Raw genomic sequence first — 19,007 nt, 5'->3', positions numbered from 1 at the left:
CCGCCCCGATTCCGGGACCATACGATCTCGCATGGTACGTTCGAGCCACGGAACGATCTTGGGCGCGTATCGCGCCCCCTTCGCAGGAGAGGGGTCGAGCCATGCGGCCGATCACGGCAACGACCACGACAGGCAGGGTCCGCGGGGTCCTCGACGACGGCGTCGCGGCGTTCAAGGGCATCCCGTACGCGAAAAGCCCGTTCGGAGCGCTGCGCATGGCGGCGCCGGTACCGGCCGACGCGTGGGACGGCATCCGCGACGCGATCGGCTTCGGTCCGCGCCCACCCCAGCCCGCGATGCTGCCCGGCATGCCGGGGTGGAGCCCCGCGGACGGGCTCGACTGCCTGACGGTGAACGTCTGGTCGCCCGACCCAGGCGGCTCGGCCCTTCCGGTGATGGTGTGGATCTACGGCGGCGCGTACATCACGGGCTCGTCCGACTTCCCCGAGTACGACGGGGCACGCCTGGCCCGCGAAGGCGTGGTGGTGGTCAGCTTCAACCACAGGATCGGCATGGAGGGCTTCGGTCAGGTCGAGGGCGCTCCGGCCAACAGGGCACTGCTCGACCAGCTCGCCGCGCTGCGCTGGGTACAGGAGAACGCGGCGGCGTTCGGGGGCGATCCCGGCGACGTCACCGTCTTCGGCGAGTCGGCGGGGGCGGGCGCGATCGCGTGCCTGATGGCGATGCCGGCGGCGGCCGGGCTGTTCCGGCGCGCGATCGCGCAGAGTGTGCCGGGGGTGTTCCTTTCGCCCGAGGTCGCCTCGGGCATCACCGCCTCGATCGTGGACAGGCTCGGGGGCGCCTCGCCGTACGACTGCGGGCCCGAGGATCTGCTCGCGGCAGCCGTCGCGGTCATGGCGGAGGAGGGGCGCGACGACCCGGGCCGGTGGGGGCCGATGGCGTTCTCGCGGATGCCGTTCGCCCCGGTGGTCGACGGCGAGGTGCTGCCCGACACCCCATGGAGGGCCCTGGCGGGCGGGGCGGGGCGCGACATCGAACTGATCGTCGGCTTCACCAGGGACGAGTACCGGTTCTTCCACGCGCTCGGCGGCGGACGGACAGGCGACCTCGACGCGGCCATGAAGACGCTCGCGCCCGCCGGCGCGGACGCCGTCTACCGGACCGCGCACTCCGGCGCGACGCCCGAGGAGCCGTATGTGCTGCTGATGTCGGACTGGCTGTTCAGGATGCCCAGCGCGCTGCTGGCCGACGCGCACCAGGGGTCGGCCTACGCCTACGAGCTGACCTGGTCGCCCACGGGGATGGGGGCCTGCCACGGGCTCGACGTGCCGCTGACCTTCGGCACCCTCGACACCCAGCTCGGGGCGCTGCTGACGGGCGGCTCACCCGAGGGAGAAGGTCTGTCCCGCCAGTTCCGCACCGCGTGGACCCGGTTCGCGGCCACCGGCGACCCAGGCTGGCCCGCCTACGACGCGGTGAAGGCCACCACCCACCTGTTCGACGTCGATCCCTCGGACGTCTCGGACCCCGAGGCACCCTCGCGGGCACTCTGGTCGGAACGCGGCATCTCGATCATCGGCGCCGCATGACACACTGACAATCTTCGTCCAATCTGTCAGTGCTCGCGGTCAAGATCGAGTTCTTCACCGGCGCGGCCGAGGCGGAGTTCAGGGCGGAGATGTTCACCGAGGCCGGCGCGATCGCCGACGACGTGGTGACCTCGTTCGAGGCCGCCTACCTGTCCGTGGTGGAGGCCGTGCTCACCGACTCGGCCGAGGAACTCGACCTGCTCGACGTCGCTCTGCCCGCCTGTGACGCCGCCGGCCTCCTGATCGCCGCCGTGGCCGGAATCGCCCAGGAGAAGGCGGAACCGGCCGCCCTGCACGCTCGCGTGCGCCAACTCGCGGAGCTGGCGATCAGAGACCTCACGAGCGGACCGGCCCCCACCGGCTGACGACGCGTCCCGGCGTCCGGCTCCGCACGGGCCGGCCCCTGCCGCCGAGGCCCTGACCCGCCTGGATCGCCTCACCCACCTCGATCAGCCTCCGGCCGACGGCTCCTTCTTCCACCTCGGGCGAGTCAGGACAGTAAGCCCGCCGGGTGACCCTGACTCGGTGTGTCCTGACGATCGCGAAACAGGCGGACGGCGGCATCGGGGCCGAAATGATACGTCACGAGGCTTTGATGCGGGATTGAACATTGTGTCCTGGGTGGATAACGTCCGGAAGGATTCACCTAGCCGTTTGGAGTCATTCATGCGCGAGGTGGGCGGGTTAGTAGGGCGTGACGCCGCGTTCCGGATGCTCCTGGAATCCATGACGCATCCACCGTCGGTCGCTCTGGTGGAGGGGGAGCCGGGCATCGGCAAGACGACGCTGGTGCACGCGGCGGCGCAGGCCGTGCGGGGTGACCGGACCGTCCTGCTCGGCCACTGCCACCAGTTGCGCGAGCCGTTCCCCTACGGTCCCGTCTTCGAGGCGCTGCGCGACCTGATGGACCGGCTGCCGGGGCACGGGCGGCTCAATCCGGTGACCGGCGCGCTGCGCGGTCACCTGCCGGAGCTCACAGACGTGCTGCCCGCCGCGCCCATGCCGCTGACCGACCCGGGCGCGGAACGCCACCGGTTGTTCCGCGCGGTCCACGAGCTGCTCGCGGCGGCAGGCCCCACCGTGCTCGTCGTCGAGGACCTGCACTGGGCCGACGACGGCACCCAGGACCTGCTGCGCTTCCTCCGACGCCGGCCGCCGGAGGGACTGGCGCTGGTCCTGACCTACCGGAGCCAGGACCTGCCCGCCACCGGGCCGCCGCTCGGCCCCTCCTACCGGCACTCCCCCGAGGCCACCAGCGTGGTGATCTCCCTCGAACCGCTCGACGCGCACGACGTCGGCGCACTGGCGGCCACGCTGCTCGACAGACCCGCCCTGCCACCCGGGTTCGTGACGCGGCTGCACGAACGCACCTCGGGCATCCCCTTCCTCGTGGAGGAGGTCGTCCGCTCCCTGGGCGACGACCGGGAGCCCGAGGCGCTCGAGCGCGCCGGCGTGCCGCGGCTGCTGCGCGAGTCGATGACCGAACGCCTGGCCAGGCTCTCCCCCGCGGCGCTCGGCGCCGTGCGGGCGGCGGCCGTCTTGCGCCTGCCGGTCGGCGAGCCGCAGCTGGCCGCGGTGGCGGGCGACGCGGGCGGGCTGGTAGAGGCGCTGCGGCTCGGCGTGCTCCACGAGTACCGGGACGGCAGGTACGGCTTCCGCCACGCCCTCGCCCAGGAGGCCGTCTACGACACCATCCCCGGCCCCGACCGCAGGCTCGCCCACGAGCGCGCCGTCGCCGCGCTGGCCGCGGTCGACCCTCCGCCTCTGGTCCAGCTCACCTTCCACGCGCGCAGGTCGGGCGACACGGCCGCCTGGCTGCGGTACGGCGCGGCCGCGGCGGCCCGTGCCGCGGCGATGGGCGACACGCCGCTCGCGGTCGAGGTGCTGGAGGAGATGCTCGCCGACCCCGAGCTGCCCGGCTCGGAACAGGTGGCGCTGGTGCTCACGCTGGGCCGCCTGGCGCTGGCCGGCCTGTCGTATCCGCGGGTGATCAGGCTGCTCAAGCACCTGCTCACCGACGACCGGCTGTCGCGCGACCTGCGCGGCGAGGCGCGGCTGTCGCTCGGCCTGATGCTGTTCGGGCAGGGCGGCGACGTGATCGCGGGACGCTCTGCGATCCTCGCGGCCGTGGAGGAGCTGGGCGACCGGCCTCTGGCGGCCAGGGGCCTGGCCGCCCTGGCCATGCCTGGGTGGGGCGCGGAGTCCCTGCCGACGCGTGAGAAGTGGATGGCGCGAGCGGAGGAGCTGGTCGCGACCGCCGACGACGCCGAGCTCGAAGCGGCGGTGCGGGGCAACAGGGCCGCGCTGGCCATGTCCGTCGGCTCGCCCGACTCGGCCGCCCTGGCGGCGACGCTGCCCGCCACGGACCCGTCCGCCGCCGTGCGCAGGCAGGTGGCCCGCGCCTACTGCAACCTCTACGACCTGGCGGTCACGCTCGGCCGTTACACCGAGGCCGAGGAGTACGGCAGGCAGGTGCGCACTCTCGCCGAGGAGACCGGCGCGTTCTTCCCCGCCCACCTGGCGCAGGGGGTGACGTTACGCGTCGAGCTGATGACCGGCCGGTGGGACGGCCTGGCGGCCAGGGCGGCCGCGGCGATCGAGGCCATGGAGGAGTCGCCGGTGGCGGCGATGGAGGCGCACTTCGTGCTCGGGCGGCTGGCGCTGGCCTCCGGCGAGTGGGCCGAGGCCGCCGAGCGCCTGCGTGCCGCGGGACTCGACGACCCCGACGCGCGCTACCTGCCGCTGGTGCTGGCCGCGTGGGGCGGCTTCATCGAGTTGCTGCTCGCCCGCGGCGAGGCAGGGCGAGCGGTGGCCGAGGCCGGGCGGGCGGTGGCCAGGCTCAGCGCGACGGGGGTGTGGGTCTGGGGCGACCAGCTGGTGCCGCCGGCCGTCTCCGCCCTTCTGCAGACCGGGCGGGTGGCCGAGGCGACCGAGCTGGCGTCGCGGTTCGCCGAGGGGACCGGCGAGGAGACGGCGCCGTCCGCGGCGGCCGCGGTGGAGCTCGCGCGTGGAACGATCGAGGCGGCCGAGTTCAGGCACGAGGCGGCCGCGGCGCACTTCGCCCTGGCCCGCGCCACCTACGCCGCCATGCCCCAGCCGTACGCCGCGGCGCGCGCGGGCGAGGCGGAGGCCGGCGCCAGGCTCGGCATGGGCGACCGTACGGCCGCCGCCGCCGCGCTGGCCGAGGCCGCCGAGCGCTTCGCCACGCTGGGCGCCACCCGCGACGCCGCCCGCTGCCGGCACCAGTTGCGCGGGTTCGGCGTGGCCACCCCCGCGGTCCGCCGCCGGGCCACGGGGGTGCTGTCGCCCCGCGAGCGGGAGGTGGCCAGGCTGGTCGCGCTCGGCCGGACGAACAAGGAGATAGCGGAGGTGCTGTTCCTGTCGCGCCGTACGGTCGAGACCCACGTGGCCACCCTTCTGCGCAAGCTCGGTGTGCGGTCGCGCACCGAGATCGTGGTCCCGGCCGACGATCCGGCCGGGACCACAGGTGCCTAGACGGTGATGCTCCAGGAATCCAGGATTCCTGTGTCGTAGGCGTAGACGTCCTCGATCTCCAGCGTCCACGTGCCGGCCGCCGGCTGGGTCACCGGCACCGAGAAGTTCCTGGTGCCGAAGACCGAACAGGAGATGCCGCCGGCGGACCTGAGCCTGTACCACGAGCCGTTCGGGCCGCGCAGCCAGATCTCCAGGTCCTCGATGCAGGTGTGCGTGCTGGTGATCGAGATCTTCACCGGCGAGACGGCGTTGCCGCTCGCGTTCGAGGTGATGGGACTCTGGATGGTGGAGAAGTCGTTGATCCGGTAGTCGGTGTCGTTGCGGAACGTGCGACCCGGCTGGGTGGTCTGCACGGTCAGCGTGAACACCGTGTTGTGCGTGCCGGTCTCGCCGGTGCCGACGATCGTCACCTGGTAACTGCCCGCCGGTGTCGAGGCGGTGGTGTTGATCGTCAGCGTGGAGCTGGCGCCCGAGGTCACCGACGACGGGTTGAAGCTCGCCGTGGCCCCCGCCGGCAGGCCGGTGGCGGTCAGGTTGACCGTCTGCGCGGTGCCCGCGGTGGTCTGGGTGGCGACCGTCGTGGTGATCGCCTGGCCGGCCTGGACGGTGCCCGACGAGGGGTTCACCGCGACGGAGAAATCACGCGAGGTGGGGGTGCCCACCGCGAGTTTCCAGATGGCGTACGCCGCCGCGTCGGCGGCCCGGTCCAGGATCGTGTCGTTGATGTTGGTGGTGGTGTCGCAGGAGGCGTGGTAGCAGGAGTCGTAGGCCTGGCCTGCCGTGCCTCCCCACTTGGCGGCCTGTGCGGAGGTCTTGGTGTTGCTGGCGCCGGCCGCCACACCGGACGTGGCGATGCCCGCGTTGCGGAAGGAGGCGTCGTCGGAGCGGTTGGCGCCCTCGGTGTTCTCCTCGGGCTGCAGGTTCAGCGCGTCGTAGAACGCCTTGAGCTGGGTGGCCGCGGCGGTGTTGATGTTGTTGATGAAGTAGCCGCCGTTGCGCGAGCCCACCATGTCGTAGTTGTGGTAGCTCTTGATCTTGGCGCGCTCGGTGGAGTTGAGCGAGGCGACGTAGCCCTCGGAGCCGTTGAGCCCCTGCTCCTCGTCGCTCCACCAGCCGAACCTGACGTGCTTGGCCATCGTCGGGTTCTTGGCGGCCAGGGTCAGCGCGACCTCGAGGAGCGCGCTCGAACCCGAGCCGTTGTCGTTGATGCCCGGTCCCGCCGAGACGCTGTCGAGGTGGGCGCCCGCCATGATCACCTGGTTGGCGTCACCGCCGGGCCAGTCCGCGATCAGGTTGGGTCCCGCTCCGGAGCTGCAGGTCGAGCCGCAGTTCTGGCGCACGACCGTGTAGCCGGCGGCGGTGAGCTTCTGCTCCAGGTAGGAGACGGAGGCGGTGTAGCCCGCGCCGGTGGACCTGCGGTTGCCGCCGTTGTTGGTGGCGATCGTCTGCAGCTGCGCCAGGTGCGCCTTCACGTTGGCCAGGCTGACGTCGGGCGGATCCGTCGGGTTCGGCCCGCCGCCCACGGTCAGGGCGTAGGTGGCGGTGTGGGTGGCCGTCTCGCCCGTGCCGGTGACCGTGACGGTGTAGTTGCCCCTCGGCGTCGAGCCGCTGGCCGTGATCGTCAGCGTGGAGGAGTTTCCGCTGGTCACCGGGGTGGGGTTGAACGTGGCCGTGGCGCCGGAGGGCAGGCCGGAGGCGGCGAGGTTCACCGTCTGCGCGGCGCCCGCGGTCGTCTGGGTGCCGACGGTGGTGGCCACGGACTGCCCTGGCTCGACCGTCCCTGAGGCCGGGTTCGTGCTGATGGAGAAGTCCCGGCTCTGCGCGGTGCAGGTGGGCTCGCCGGTCTGCACGGGCACGCTCACCGCGTTCCACGCCGCCTTGGTCGTGGCGCACTCGGGGCTGCCGGCCCCGTACAGCTCCACGGCCGCGGCCAGCGACGCGGAACGGACGTTCGCGTACCGCCAGGACGAGGTCTTGCGGGCCAGGGCGCCCATGAAGATCTTGCCGGCCTTCTGGACGCCGACGCCGGTGACCGACGAGGGGCCGCCGGAGCAGATCGGGCTTGGCGGCTTGCCGCCGCCCGGCGCCGACCCCTCGGCCAGCAGGTAGAACCAGTGGTTGAGCGGACCGGCCGCCGCGTGCACCTCGGTGCCGGGAATCGAGGTCGACCAGCAGTTCGGGTCGCCGACGCGCGAGGGGTTGTACATGTACCTGATCGGGCCGTCGCCGACCAGGTTGACCTCCTCGCCCACCTCGTAGTCCGGCGGGTCGCTGGCGTTGTTGGCGAAGTGCTCGGTCAGGGCGCCGAAGATGTCGCCCGTGGCCTCGTTGATGCCGCCGTTCTCGTTGCCCGAACCGGCGCCGCCCGGCGTGGTCTGGAAGATGGCGTGGCCGAACTCGTGGCCGACCACGTCGATCGGGGTGGCCTGGCGCTGGTTGTCCTGGGAGTGGCCGAAATTGGTGTAGCTGCCGTTCCAGTAGGCGTTGACGTCCGAGAGGCCGACCCTGGCGGGGAAGCCTCGGCCCTGGCCGTCGATGCCGTTACGGCCGAGCCAGTCACGTAACATGTCCCATTCGCGCTGCACGCTGTAGAGGGCGTCGACGCAGGCCGTCTCCAGGTTGGTGCCGGAGTTGTTGCCCCAGACGTCGTCGGGCCCCGTGTACGGCTGGCCGTTCTGGCCGCCGCACTGCAGGCCGGGCCGCGAGGTGTCGACCATCCGGTAGGTGCCGCTGGACTGGCTGGTGTCGATGGTCACGTTCGGGTAGTAGTTGCCGTTGCCGGTGCCCGCCCGCACCTCGTCGTAGGAGTCGGCGACCTTGCCGGTGCGGGCGTCGACGAAGACGTGCTGCTTGCTCGGCTTGCCGTCGGCGACGCCCAAGACCACGGTCTCCCAGGCGAGCTTGGGGCGCGCGCCCCAGGCCAGCACGACCAGGCGGGGCGCCTCGCTGTCGTCGACGCGCGACAGGCGGGAGCGGGAGACCTTGGTCGCCTGCTCGGCGCTCACCCGCGGGTTGACGTTCAGGTTCTCCTGTCCTGGTCCCGAGGCGGCGGTGGTGTCGCGCACCCGTCCCTCGGAGTCGGTGACGACGACCGCGTCGCCGCCGACCACCGGCAGGCCCTTGTAGGTGCGCTCGTAGGAGACGTAGAACATGCCACTGGCGCCGGCCGTCACGGCTCGGCGCCAGTAGGTCTCGTCGGGTCCCTTGCGTAACTCGTCCAGCCCGCTGGAGACGGCCTGGTCGGCGGCCGCGGCGGCGCGGCTTTCCGGGTCGTTCGCGGCGGTCAGGTTCTGTGGGGGTCGCACGCCTGGAGGTGCTGCCGCGGCGGCTGGATTGATCACCAGGGCTGTTGTGGTGGCCAGCCCGGCGACTGCCGCGAGAACGGATCTGCGTCTCACTCGCCAGTTCCTTTCATGCGTCCTCCAGACGGGCCCGCCGGGGTGGGCGGGACGGTGTGGAGGTGGGGGGTGTGGCGGCTTGACAATAGATCCGAACTGGCAACCAAGACATCCGTATAGATATCGGTATAGGTACGGATATAAGGCGGAAATAAGCTCACCTAGTGGCAGGCGAGCGGTGAGACGGCGGGGCGCGGTCCGGGGGTCATTCCTCGCTCAGGCGTGCGCGCACTCCTTCCCTTTTCCGCCGGAGCTCGTCCTCGGTGAAGACGCGCCTGTCCATGAGCGAGTGCGCGACCACCAGCGCCGAACGCGCCCGCACGGGGAACCCTGCGTGGACGGTCTCCCCCAGCCGGTCCTCGGCCAGGCGGCGCTCAAGACGTGGACAACGCCTTGGCGACCAGTCTCGACCCTCCGTGCGGGCCGATGCCGTCGGCCCATTCGGCGAAGCGCCGATGGTCGTCGGCCGAGAAGATCCCCTTCTCGATCGCCAGCTCCCTGACCGCGAGTTCGAGGATCTCGAACTCGCTGACCTCCGAGGCCACGGGAAACCCTGTGTGGTCATGGTCGTGCCCGCTCATCACTTCCCCTTGTCCGCCGGCTCCAGCCAGCGCTCCGAGAACTCCGATTCCAGGGTGTCGATGTCGAAGCCGGTGTAGTCCGGCCACAGGTCGCGCTGCTCGAACCGGACGACGTAGAAGTGCTCTTTCCGCCCGTCCTCGTCGCGGCCGAACGCCTCGTCCTCCGGGATGACCCATTCGTGCCGGTGTTCCACGACGACGCCGGTGCGGCCTCTGGTGAATTTCTGGGTGCGAGCGTGGAAGAGCGTCGTCTCGTCCCGGACGACGACCCGGTCACCGATGTTGTACTTCGGCGGGGCCATCACCTGTTCGCCTCCAACCGGGCGCGGACTTCATCGATCTCGGCGTTCCACTCGGTCCGCCAGGCCAGGCACACGCAGGTGGTGAGATAGGTGTTCGGCTCCCACTCCTCCTCTTCCTTCTCCAGGTAGGGCCGAGGAGTGTCGGGCTGGCCGCCGACGTCGTGAGGCACCGCACGCAGCGCGGCATACAGCTCGTTCGAGATCGTGTACGGCGAGTCCAGGGTGTCGCGGTCCTCGGGGGCCAGATTCCTGACCTTCGCCAGGAGTTCGTCGTACGGCATTCTGCCCATTGTTTTCTCCGCTCCGTCGAGAAAACGTCGAGGTCACCGTACCCAGGCTTTGTACGAGGAGTTCCAGATGCGAAACAAAGGGCCATAAAAGGATTCTTGACCGCGAAATAAGGGGCCGGGCCGAGCGAAAATATGTCCCCGAATAGTTCCATGAAATCATTCGACGACGACGCGTAGCCGGCACGAGGATCAGGTGAACAGGCTGCGTCGTGGGCTGGTGTGGCCCCTTCGCGTCCACGTCACGGAGTGACCGGGGCCCTCAGGGCAATCGAACGTCGTCGCCGTCAGCCCTTCCCCGTAGCGGCGGCCCGCCAGGCCGGCGATTCAGCCGGAATACAAGGACAATTCAAAAAGGCGCCTTTTTCGGGAAATCGCGGCCGCATTCGCTGACAGGGGACGCGTCAGGCCCGCGCCGCGTCCTTGGAAAGCGACGCGGCCCTGGCTTCGATCGCGGCGATCAGGGCCTCCACCCGGACGTCGTAGACCGCTTCGGAGCTGACCTCCGCCAGTTCCGTGCCGAGGCGGGTGATCGCGGGGAAGCGCTCAGGGTCGACCATCCGGTACTCCCGCCTCCATGACGACTCGTCCCCCGCCCTGATCTCAGGGGCGAAGAGCACGTAGGCGGCCGACTGGCCCACGTACGCCAGGAGGGCGTCGGCCACGACCCGGTAGTACAGCGCGGCGTCCGCGCCGTCGAGCCCCGCCTCGCCGACGGCGCCGAGGATGAGTTCGACGATCCTGAACTCGTTGATCCGCCTGGTCGTACGGCTCGCGGTGATGGAGGCCACCGCCGGATACTTCAGCGCGACCCGCAACGACCCGCCGGCCAGCGCCCGCAGCCGGTCCTTCCAGCCGAGCCCGTCGGGAATGCCCTCCAGGATCTCGCCGTAGGCCCGGTCCGCCACCGACAGCAGCAACTCGTCCTTGTCACGGAAGTGACGGTAGATCGCCGTGGGGTCGGCCCCCAACTCCTCGCCCAGCCGGCGCACGGTGAACGCGTCCTCGCTGCCCCGGGCGGCGATGCGCAGGCTGGCCTCGATGATGGCCTCGGGGCTGAGCTGACTGCCCGAGCGCCTGGTCCTCACAGGTGTCTTCGCCATGATCGCACCAGTGTATCGGTTCGGTCTCCACGTAGCGCAACGCTGTTGACATCTATGTTGTGCTGGCGTTCACTCCTCCCCAACACTGCGTGAGCGGAAGGTGCTGTCATGGTGGAAACGATCTTCGTTGGCGGGCGGGTCTTCACCGGCACGGCCGACGCCCCGATCGAGGCGGCGGTCGCGGTCGGTGGCGGGCGCATCCTCCTGGTCGGCGACCAGGAGGCGGTGCGGGCGTCGGCGGGCGAGGACACCGAGGTGGTCGACCTCGCCGGCGGCCTGCTCATGGCGGGTTTCCAGGACGCCCACGTCCACCCGGCCTTCGGCGGCGGCCAGATGCTCCGTTGCGACCTGTCGGCGGAACACGACGTCGAGGGTTATCTCGCGGTGATCGCCGCCTACGCCGAGGCGCACCCCGACAAGTCGTGGATCCACGGTGGCGGCTGGTCGATGGACGTGTTCCCCGGTGGCACGCCGACCAGGCAGATGCTCGACAAGGTGGTTCCCGACCGGCCCGCGCTGCTGACCAACCGCGACGGGCACGGCGCCTGGGCCAACAGCCTGGCCCTGCGCCTGGCGGGTCTCGACCGTGACACACCAGACCCGGTGGACGGCCGGATCGAGCGGGAGCCGGACGGCACCCCGCAGGGCACCCTGCACGAGGGGGCCATGACCCTGGTGAGCGGGCACGTGCCGGTGGCCAACGCCGAGGAGGCCTACGCCGGTCTGCTCGCGGGCCAGGCCCACCTGTTCTCGATGGGCATCACCGGCTGGCAGGACGCCATGATCGGCGCTTTCCCCGGCAACCCCGACAACTTCGAGGTCTATCTCCGCGCCGCCGACGAGGGAACGCTGAAGGCACGCGTCGTGGGCGCCCTCTGGTGGGACCGCGAGCGCGGCCTGGAGCAGATCCCCGAACTGGTGGAACGGCGCAGGACCGGGCAGGTCGGCCGGTTCAACGCGACCAGCGTCAAGATCATGCAGGACGGCGTCGCGGAGAACTTCACCGCGGCGATGCTGGAGCCGTACCTCGACGGCTGCGGCTGCGCGACCGCCAACAGCGGCATCAGTTTCGTCGATCCCGGCCTGCTGCGCGAGGCGGTGCGCGAGCTGGACGCGCTCGGCTTCCAGATCCACTTCCACGCGCTCGGCGACCGCGCGGTCAGGGAGGCGCTCGACGCGCTGGCCGGGGCGCGTGCGGCCAACGGCGCCAACGACAACCGCCACCACCTCGCGCACCTGCAGGTCGTCGATCCCGCCGACATCGCAAGGTTCGCCGAGGTGGGCGCCGCCGCCAACATGCAGCCGCTGTGGGCGGCGCACGAACCCCAGATGGACGAGCTGACCATCCCGTTCCTCGGGGCCGAGCGCGCGGCCCGGCAGTACCCCTTCGGCGACCTCCTGCGCGCGGGCGCCCGCCTGGTCGCGGGCAGCGACTGGTCGGTGAGCAGTCCCAACCCGCTGTGGGGTGTGCACGTCGCGGTGAACAGGACGGTGCCCGAGGGCGAGCCAGGCGAGCCGTTCCTGCCCGAGCAGGCACTCACCCTGGCGCAGGCGCTCACCGCGTACACGGCGGGCAGCGCCTGGATCAACCATCTCGAGGACGTCACCGGCACGGTCGAAGCGGGCAAGTACGCGGATCTCGTGGTGCTGGACCGCGATCCCTTCGCCGGGCCGGCGGAGGAGATCGGCGCGACCCGGGTCGTCAGGACCTATGTCGAGGGCCGGCTCGTCCACCAGGCCTGATATTTCGCGAACCTCCGAAAGGCGTGACTTATGAGCAGACGACTGCGGACAGCGCTCGCCGTATTCTCCCTGGCCATGACCGTGACCGTGACCGTGGCGGCGTGCGGCGGGGGTGGCGGCGACAAGGGCGGGCCCCCCGCGCCGGGCAAGGGGCTGAGCTCCGGAACCCCCGTGCCCAAGGGTGACATCGACGCCTTCACCTGGGTCTCCTATGCCGAGCCCCCGACCCTCGACTACGTCCACGCCTTCGACTACCCGCAGAACATGGTGCTGTCCAATGTCTGCGAGAGCCTCATGCGCTGGACGCCGGACCTGAAGGAGGAGCCGGGCCTGGCGGAGAAGGCCGAGCAGCGCGACCCCAAGACCCTCGTCTACACGATCCGCAAGGGCGTGCGGTTCCACAGCGGCGCCGAGATGACCGCCGACGACGTGGTGGCCAGCCTCAACCGGCACCTGGACGAGAAGGTCGGCTCCTACTGGGTCTCCAGCTTCCGCAACGTCGAGTCGATCACCAAGACCGGCCCGATGGAGGTGACCGTCAGGTTCAAACGGCCCGACGCGCTGTTCAATCTGGAGATGGGCGCCTCGCCCGGCACGGTGGTCAGCGCGGCCTCGGTCAAGGCGCAGGGCAGAGCGTTCGGCACCGCCGACGGCGGCCTGGACTGCACGGGACCGTTCAAGCTCGGCGCCTGGACCAAGGGCCAGTCGATCCAGCTGGACCGCTTCGACGGCTACTGGAGGAAGAAGGCCAGGTCAGGCAAGGTCACCTTCACCTTCGTGCCGGACACGGCGGCCAGGACCAACGCCCTGGTGACCGGTGAGGCCGACGGCGGCTACCTGATCCCGGCCGCGTCCATCGCCCCGCTGCGCTCCTCGGGCGCGGGCACCGTCTACGGCGGCCCCAACCTGACCACCGCGAACCTGATCGTCTCCGATCTCAGCAACGGCACGCTCGCCGACGTCAGGGTACGGCAGGCGCTCTCCCTGGCCATCGACAGGGAAGGCCTGGTCAAGGCGGCCCTCGGCGAGTACAGCGCGCCCACGCTCGTGCCCGGCCCCGTCCAGGCCTGGCGCAACGCGGCGGACGCCAGACCCGCCGCTCCGGCCGTCAAGCGTGACGTCGAAGCGGCCAGGAAGCTGGTCGCCGAGGCCGGGGCACAGGGCAAGAAGATCGTGATCGCCACCTCCAACGCGGCGCCCGAGTTCCCGGTGATCTCCAACAGCGTGCAGGCGGCGGCCAAGGAGATCGGGCTGGCGGCCGAGGTGCGGACCATCGCCCCCGACGCCTACACCGCGCTGTTCTCCGACCCTGAGGCGCGCAAGGGCATCGACCTGTTCCCGACGTTCTGGTACCTGTCGGCCACCGACCCGCTGGAGCTCTACGGACTGTTCGCGACGGGGCAGTTCGAGAACTACGGCGGCTTCTCCGACCCCGCCTACGACAAGCTCGTCGACGCGGCCGAGTCCGAGTTCGACCGGGTCGAGCGGGCACGGCTGACGGCGAAGCTGCAGGAGACGGTGGCCACGCAGCTGCCCTGGATCCCGCTGGCCGACCTCGACAACGTGATGTTCCTCGGCAAGCGCATCACCGGGGCGCCCACCAGCATCTCCTACCTCTACTACCCGTGGGCCGCGGACATCGGCGCGGCGGGCTGATGGCCCGCTTCCTGCTGAGGCGGCTGGCCGGGATGGCCGCGATCCTGGCAGCGTCCTCGTTCCTGGTGTTCGGCGCCCTCCAGCTCGCCCCAGGCGATCCCGCCAGCTTCCTGCTCAGCGGGCGCTCGGCCACTCCCGAGGCGATCGCCGCCATCCGCGCCCAGTACCGGCTCGACGACCCGTTCCCCGTGCAGTACCTGCACTGGATCGGCGGCGTGCTCACCGGCGACTTCGGGCGGTCGGTGCAGTTCCGCACCGACGTCGGAGGGCTGATCGCCTCCCGGGTGCCCATCACGCTCACCCTGATCGGCATGGCCTTCGCGCTCACCATGGTTCTCGGCCTGGCGCTGGGCGTGTGGAGTGCGATCAGGCCTGGCGCGGTCGACAAGGCGGTGCTCGTGGGCAGCTCGGTCGCGGTCGCCACGCCCTCTTTCGTGCTGGGGTTCGTGCTCATCGCGGTGTTCTCGGTGAACCTGCGCTGGTTCCCCTCCATCGGCGCGGGCGAGGGGTTGGCCGACCGGCTGCACCACCTCGCGCTGCCCGCCGTGGCCCTCGCGCTCACCTTCGCCGGAGTGCTGGCCCGGGTGTCGCGCACGGCGATGCTCGACCAGCTGGGCCAGGAGTACGTCACGGTCGCCCGCGGCCGCGGGGTGCCCGAGCGGACCATCGTCCGCAGGCACGTGCTGCGCGGCGCCATGACCGTGACGCTCACCTACGGCGGTCTGCTGGTGCCCGGTCTGCTGGTCTCCACCGTGCTGGTGGAGACCACGTTCGGGGTCAACGGCCTGGGCCAGCTGCTGCAGTACTCGGTGACGGTCAAGGACTTCCCCGTCGTGCAGGCGCTGGTCCTGCTGACCGTGGCGGTGTTCGTGGTCGCCAACCTCGTCGTCGACCTGCTCGCGCCACTGGCCGATCCGCGCGTGCGACTGGGAGCGCAGAACTGATGGAGACATTCGTCGTCAGACCGGGCCTGCGCCGTCTCGGCGGCCGGGCCAAGGGCGGCGGCCTGCTCAGGGCCGCGCTCGCCGTGATCGCGCTGCTGGTCCTGGCCGCCGTGCTCGCTCCGCTCATCGCGCCCGCGGACCCCGACGCGGTCGACCTGTCGGCCGCGCTGGCCGGACCGGGCGGCGAGCACCTGCTCGGCGCCGACGCCTCCGGCCGTGACCTGCTCTCCCGGGTGATCTACGGAGCCAGGAGCGGCCTGCTCGGCCCGCTGGGCGTCGTCGCCATCTCCACGGTGCTCGGCGTGGTGGTCGGGCTGACCGCCGCCTGGCACGGCGGGTGGGTGGACACCGCGCTGTCACGCTCGATGGAGCTGGTCTTCGCCTTCCCCGGCCTGCTGCTGGCCATCCTGGTGGTCGCGATGTATGGCCCCGGCCAGACCGGACCCATGATCACCCTTGCCGTCGCCTACACGCCATTCGTGGGCCGCCTGGTCCGCGGGGTGGCAAGAGGGGAGATGGGCCGCCCCTACATCGCCGCCTACCGGGCGCTCGGCTTCGGCGGCCTGGCCATCTGCCTGCGCCACCTGCTGCCGAACATCGTCCCCGTGATCCTGGCCCAGTCCACGATCAACTTCGGCTACGCCCTGCTCGACCTGGCCGGACTCGCCTTCCTCGGCCTGGGCGTGCAGCCACCGGCCGCCGACTGGGGAGCCATGATCAACGAGGGCCAGTCCGCCGTCCTGCAGGGGGCGCTCGGCCCGATCCTCGTCCCAGGCCTGGCCATCGTGCTGAGCGTGATCGCCTTCAACATCGTCGGCGAGAGCCTCGCCGACCGCGTCTCCAGGAGGTGACCATGCTGGAGATCGACGACCTCTCCGTACGGCTCCCGCACACCGCCCGCCCGGCGATCGACCACCTCTCGCTGGCCGTGGCCGAGAACGAGACCGTCGGCCTGGTCGGCGAGTCGGGCTCGGGCAAGTCCCTGACCGCGCGGGCCGTACTCGGACTGCTGCCGAAGGACGCGCGGACCTCGGGCGAGATCCGGATGGACGGCGCCGACGTGCTGTCCATGTCCCCCGCCGGGCTGCGCCGCCACCGCGCACACTCGACCGCGATGATCTACCAGGATCCGCGCGCGGCGATCAGCCCCTTCCGGCGGATCGGCGACTTCCTCGCCGAGATCATCAGCGAGGAGATCGGCAGGAAGGCGGCCCGCGCCAGGGCCGTCGAGCTGCTGGGCATGGTCGGCCTGCCCGAGCCGGAGCGGCACGTGCGCCAGTACCCTCACGAGCTGTCCGGCGGCATGCTCCAGCGCGTGGTGATCGCGGCGGCCCTGGCAGGAGAGCCCCGGCTGCTGCTGGCCGACGAGCCGACCACCGCGCTCGACGTGACCACCCAGGCCGAGATCGTCCGGCTGCTCGCCGAGCTGCGCGCAAGGACGCGGACCGGGATGCTCTTCATCACCCACGACCTCGAACTGGCCTCGATGATCTGCGACCGCGTCTACGTCATGTACGCGGGGCGGATCATGGAGACGGGGCCGACGCGGCAGCTGTTCGCCAAGCCGCGCCACCCGTACACCTCCGGCCTGCTCGCCGCCACCCCGCGCGTCTCCGATCTGGGCACGCTGCCGCCCGCGATCCCCGGACGCCCGCCGGACCTGCTGTCGGCCCCGCCGGGCTGTGGGTTCGCCCCTCGCTGCCCGCACGTCATGGACTCCTGTACGGCTGCCGCCCCGCCGCTGGTGGACGGGGTCGCCTGTGTGAAGGCGGAACTGTGAACATCGATCTCGAGGTCAGGAACCTGCGCAAGCGCTACGGCACCTTCACCGCGGTGGACGACGTGTCCTTCGACCTGGCGGAGGGCGGCTCGCTCGGCCTGGTCGGTGAGTCGGGCTCGGGCAAGACCACCACGGCCAGGCTGCTGCTCGGCCTGGAGCGGGCCGACGCGGGCACGGTGCTCGTGGCGGGCAGGCCGCTGTCGACGCTCGACCGCAAGGCCAGGGCGAGGCTGATCCAGATCGTCTTCCAAGACCCCTTCGGCTCGCTCGACCCGCGCCTTGCCGTACGGGAGTCTCTGACCGAGGTCCTGCGGCTGCACTTTCCCGGCGAGCCTCACGCGCCGAGGGTGGCCGAGTTGCTCGATCAGGTCGGACTCGGCCCGCGTGAGGCCGGGGCGCTGCCCAGGGAACTGTCGGGCGGGCAGCGGCAGCGCGTCGCCATCGCCAGGGCGCTGGCGGTCCGGCCCATGGTGCTGGTGCTGGACGAGGCGGTGGCCGCGCTGGACGTCTCGGTCCAGGCGCAGATCCTCGGCCTGCTGGCCGAGATCCGCGCGGCCGGCGGCGTCTCCTATCTGTTCATCACGCACGACCTGGCCGTGGTCGGCTGCGTCACCGACCAGGTGGCGGTCATGCGGCGCGGCCGGATCGTCGAGTCGGGACCGACGGCGCGGGTGCTGACCGCGCCGGAGCACGACTACACACGGTTCCTGCTGGATTCCGTGCCACAGCACGCCTTTTAAGAGGAGATTTCGCGGAATGTTGAGCTACCTGTCGGCCACTGAGGCCCACGCCCTCATGTCCAGGGGCGAACTGTCGCCAGTGGAGTTGCTGACCGCCGTGATCGACCGCGCCGAGGTGATGGAACCGCGGATCAACGCGTTCACCGAGCGCCTCTACGAGTCGGCGATGGAGCAGGCGAAGGCGGCCGAGACCGCCTACCTGAACGGCACCGCGAGGCCGCTCGAAGGCATCCCGGTGGCCGTCAAGGAGGAGCAGCCGATCGAGGGCCGCACCCATGAGGAGGGCTCGCTGCTGCTCAAGGGCGTGATCGCGGACGTGACCCACCCGGTGGTCACCCGGATCACGCAGGCCGGGGGCATCGTCCACGCCCGCACCACGACCCCCGAGTTCAGCTGCGCCGGCTTCACCCACAGCAGGCTGTGGGGCGTGACGCGCAACCCGTGGAACCTCGACTGCTCGCCGGGCGGCTCCTCCGGAGGCTCGGGCGCGTCGCTGGCCGCGGGCACCTCTCTTCTCGCCACCGGTTCCGACATCGGCGGCTCCATCCGCATACCGGCCTCGTACTGTGGCGTGGTCGGGTTCAAGCCGCCCTTCGGCCGGGTGCCCGCGCTGCCGCCGTTCAACCTCGACCAGTTCTGCCACGACGGTCCCATGGCCCGCACCGTGGCCGACGTCGCCCTGCTGCAGAACGTGATCGCCGGCCCGCACCCGTGGGACGTCGTCTCCGTCCGGCCCAAGCTGGAGCTGCCGCCGCTCACCGGGGACGTGCGCGGGCTGCGGATCGCCCTGTCCGTGACGCTCGGCGACTACCTGGTGGAGCCGGACATCGTCGCGAACACGCTCGCCGCCGCCGAGGCGCTGCGCGCGGCCGGGGCGATCGTGGAGGAGGTCGAGCTGCCCTGGACCAGGAAGCAGATCATGGCCGCCGCCGACGCCCACTTCGCCGGGATCTTCGGCGCCGGGATCGGCGAGCTGGCCGAAGAGCACGCGGACCTGCTGTCGGACTACACGCGCTCCTTCGCGGGCACCCGCTCGGAGCTCAGCTTCTATCAGGGCCTCGAACTGGAGGGGGAGATCTACCGGCCGCTCGGCGAGCTGCTCGAGCGCCACGACGCCCTGCTCTGCCCGACCACGGCCGCGTCCGCCTTCCCCGCCGAGCACGACGGGGGCCCGCTGCCGATCAACGGCGAGCAGGGCCACTACATGCACGGCGTGATGACGATCCCCTTCAACATCGCCAGCCGCTGCCCGGTCCTGTCCGTCCCCTCGGGGCTGGCCGCCAACGGCGTGCCGACCGGCGTGCAACTCGTGGGCCGCACCTACGACGACGTGACGGTCTTCCAGATCGCCTCCTGCCTGGAAGCCGCACTCCCCGGCATCGGGCGGCCCGACCCCTCCTGACCCCCACGGTAAGATCAAGAATCTTG

General features: G+C 71.1%; 15 protein-coding genes. 10 read left to right on the top strand and 5 right to left on the bottom strand.

What is annotated here, in order from left to right:
• Positions 1–101 precede the first annotated feature (101 nt).
• The 3 genes from AB0B45_RS36150 to AB0B45_RS36140 all read left to right on the top strand — a co-directional run bounded on the left by AB0B45_RS36150 (position 102) and on the right by AB0B45_RS36140 (position 5,045).
• Positions 102–1,550 (top strand): carboxylesterase family protein, encoded by a 1,449-nt coding sequence (locus AB0B45_RS36150; protein WP_358140067.1) that lies wholly within the window; start codon positions 102–104, stop codon positions 1,548–1,550.
• Between the two features lie 29 nt (positions 1,551–1,579).
• A complete protein-coding gene (locus AB0B45_RS36145) occupies positions 1,580–1,915 on the top strand; it encodes a hypothetical protein (RefSeq protein WP_358140064.1) in 336 nt (111 codons plus the stop codon).
• 301 nt (positions 1,916–2,216) lie between these two features.
• On the top strand, positions 2,217–5,045 hold the full coding sequence (locus tag AB0B45_RS36140; protein WP_358140061.1) for an AAA family ATPase: 2,829 nt from the start codon (positions 2,217–2,219) through the stop codon (positions 5,043–5,045).
• Here AB0B45_RS36140 and AB0B45_RS36135 read toward each other — a convergent pair.
• From AB0B45_RS36135 to AB0B45_RS36115, 5 genes are all read right to left on the bottom strand, one after another.
• Positions 5,042–8,443 (bottom strand): M28 family peptidase, encoded by a 3,402-nt coding sequence (locus AB0B45_RS36135; protein ID WP_358140058.1) that lies wholly within the window; start codon positions 8,441–8,443, stop codon positions 5,042–5,044. The genes AB0B45_RS36140 and AB0B45_RS36135 overlap by 4 nt on opposite strands.
• 374 nt (positions 8,444–8,817) lie before the next feature.
• Complete coding sequence (locus AB0B45_RS36130) at positions 8,818–9,024, bottom strand: hypothetical protein (RefSeq protein ID WP_358140055.1); 207 nt, start codon at positions 9,022–9,024, stop codon at positions 8,818–8,820.
• Positions 9,024–9,326, bottom strand: a complete 303-nt coding sequence (locus AB0B45_RS36125; protein WP_358140053.1) for an SH3-like domain-containing protein — start codon at positions 9,324–9,326, stop codon at positions 9,024–9,026. Before AB0B45_RS36125 ends, AB0B45_RS36130 begins: the two co-directional genes overlap by 1 nt.
• A complete protein-coding gene (locus AB0B45_RS36120; RefSeq protein ID WP_358140050.1) occupies positions 9,326–9,616 on the bottom strand; it encodes a hypothetical protein in 291 nt (96 codons plus the stop codon). Before AB0B45_RS36120 ends, AB0B45_RS36125 begins: the two co-directional genes overlap by 1 nt.
• Positions 9,617–10,017: 401 nt before the next feature.
• Complete coding sequence (locus tag AB0B45_RS36115; protein ID WP_358140047.1) at positions 10,018–10,716, bottom strand: TetR/AcrR family transcriptional regulator; 699 nt, start codon at positions 10,714–10,716, stop codon at positions 10,018–10,020.
• A 108-nt stretch (positions 10,717–10,824) separates the two neighbouring features.
• Between AB0B45_RS36115 and AB0B45_RS36110 the strand changes: the two genes are divergently transcribed.
• The 7 genes from AB0B45_RS36110 to AB0B45_RS36080 are packed head-to-tail and all read left to right on the top strand — an operon-like array spanning position 10,825 to position 18,981.
• Positions 10,825–12,459 carry an amidohydrolase gene (locus AB0B45_RS36110; protein ID WP_358140044.1) on the top strand — a complete coding sequence of 545 codons (1,635 nt, stop codon included), beginning with the start codon at positions 10,825–10,827 and terminating at the stop codon, positions 12,457–12,459.
• A gap of 30 nt (positions 12,460–12,489) precedes the next feature.
• Positions 12,490–14,115, top strand: a complete 1,626-nt coding sequence (locus AB0B45_RS36105; protein WP_358140040.1) for an ABC transporter substrate-binding protein — start codon at positions 12,490–12,492, stop codon at positions 14,113–14,115.
• Entirely contained in the window at positions 14,085–15,059 is a 975-nt protein-coding gene (locus tag AB0B45_RS36100) for an ABC transporter permease (protein ID WP_358140038.1), read from the top strand. Before AB0B45_RS36105 ends, AB0B45_RS36100 begins: the two co-directional genes overlap by 31 nt.
• A complete protein-coding gene (locus AB0B45_RS36095) occupies positions 15,059–15,910 on the top strand; it encodes an ABC transporter permease (RefSeq protein WP_358140035.1) in 852 nt (283 codons plus the stop codon). The genes AB0B45_RS36100 and AB0B45_RS36095 overlap by 1 nt, the downstream gene beginning before the upstream one ends.
• Before the next feature lie 2 nt (positions 15,911–15,912).
• Positions 15,913–16,839 (top strand): ABC transporter ATP-binding protein, encoded by a 927-nt coding sequence (locus AB0B45_RS36090; RefSeq protein ID WP_358140033.1) that lies wholly within the window; start codon positions 15,913–15,915, stop codon positions 16,837–16,839.
• On the top strand, positions 16,836–17,579 hold the full coding sequence (locus tag AB0B45_RS36085; protein WP_358140031.1) for an ATP-binding cassette domain-containing protein: 744 nt from the start codon (positions 16,836–16,838) through the stop codon (positions 17,577–17,579). The genes AB0B45_RS36090 and AB0B45_RS36085 overlap by 4 nt, the downstream gene beginning before the upstream one ends.
• Before the next feature lie 16 nt (positions 17,580–17,595).
• Positions 17,596–18,981, top strand: a complete 1,386-nt coding sequence (locus tag AB0B45_RS36080; protein ID WP_358140029.1) for an amidase — start codon at positions 17,596–17,598, stop codon at positions 18,979–18,981.
• Positions 18,982–19,007 lie beyond the last annotated feature (26 nt).

It is taken from the genome of Nonomuraea sp. NPDC049152 (assembly GCF_040648355.1).
Lineage (GTDB): Bacteria > Actinomycetota > Actinomycetes > Streptosporangiales > Streptosporangiaceae > Nonomuraea.
The sequence above is the reverse complement of the archived record's forward strand: the minus strand, read 5'-3'. Positions and strand labels throughout refer to the sequence as shown.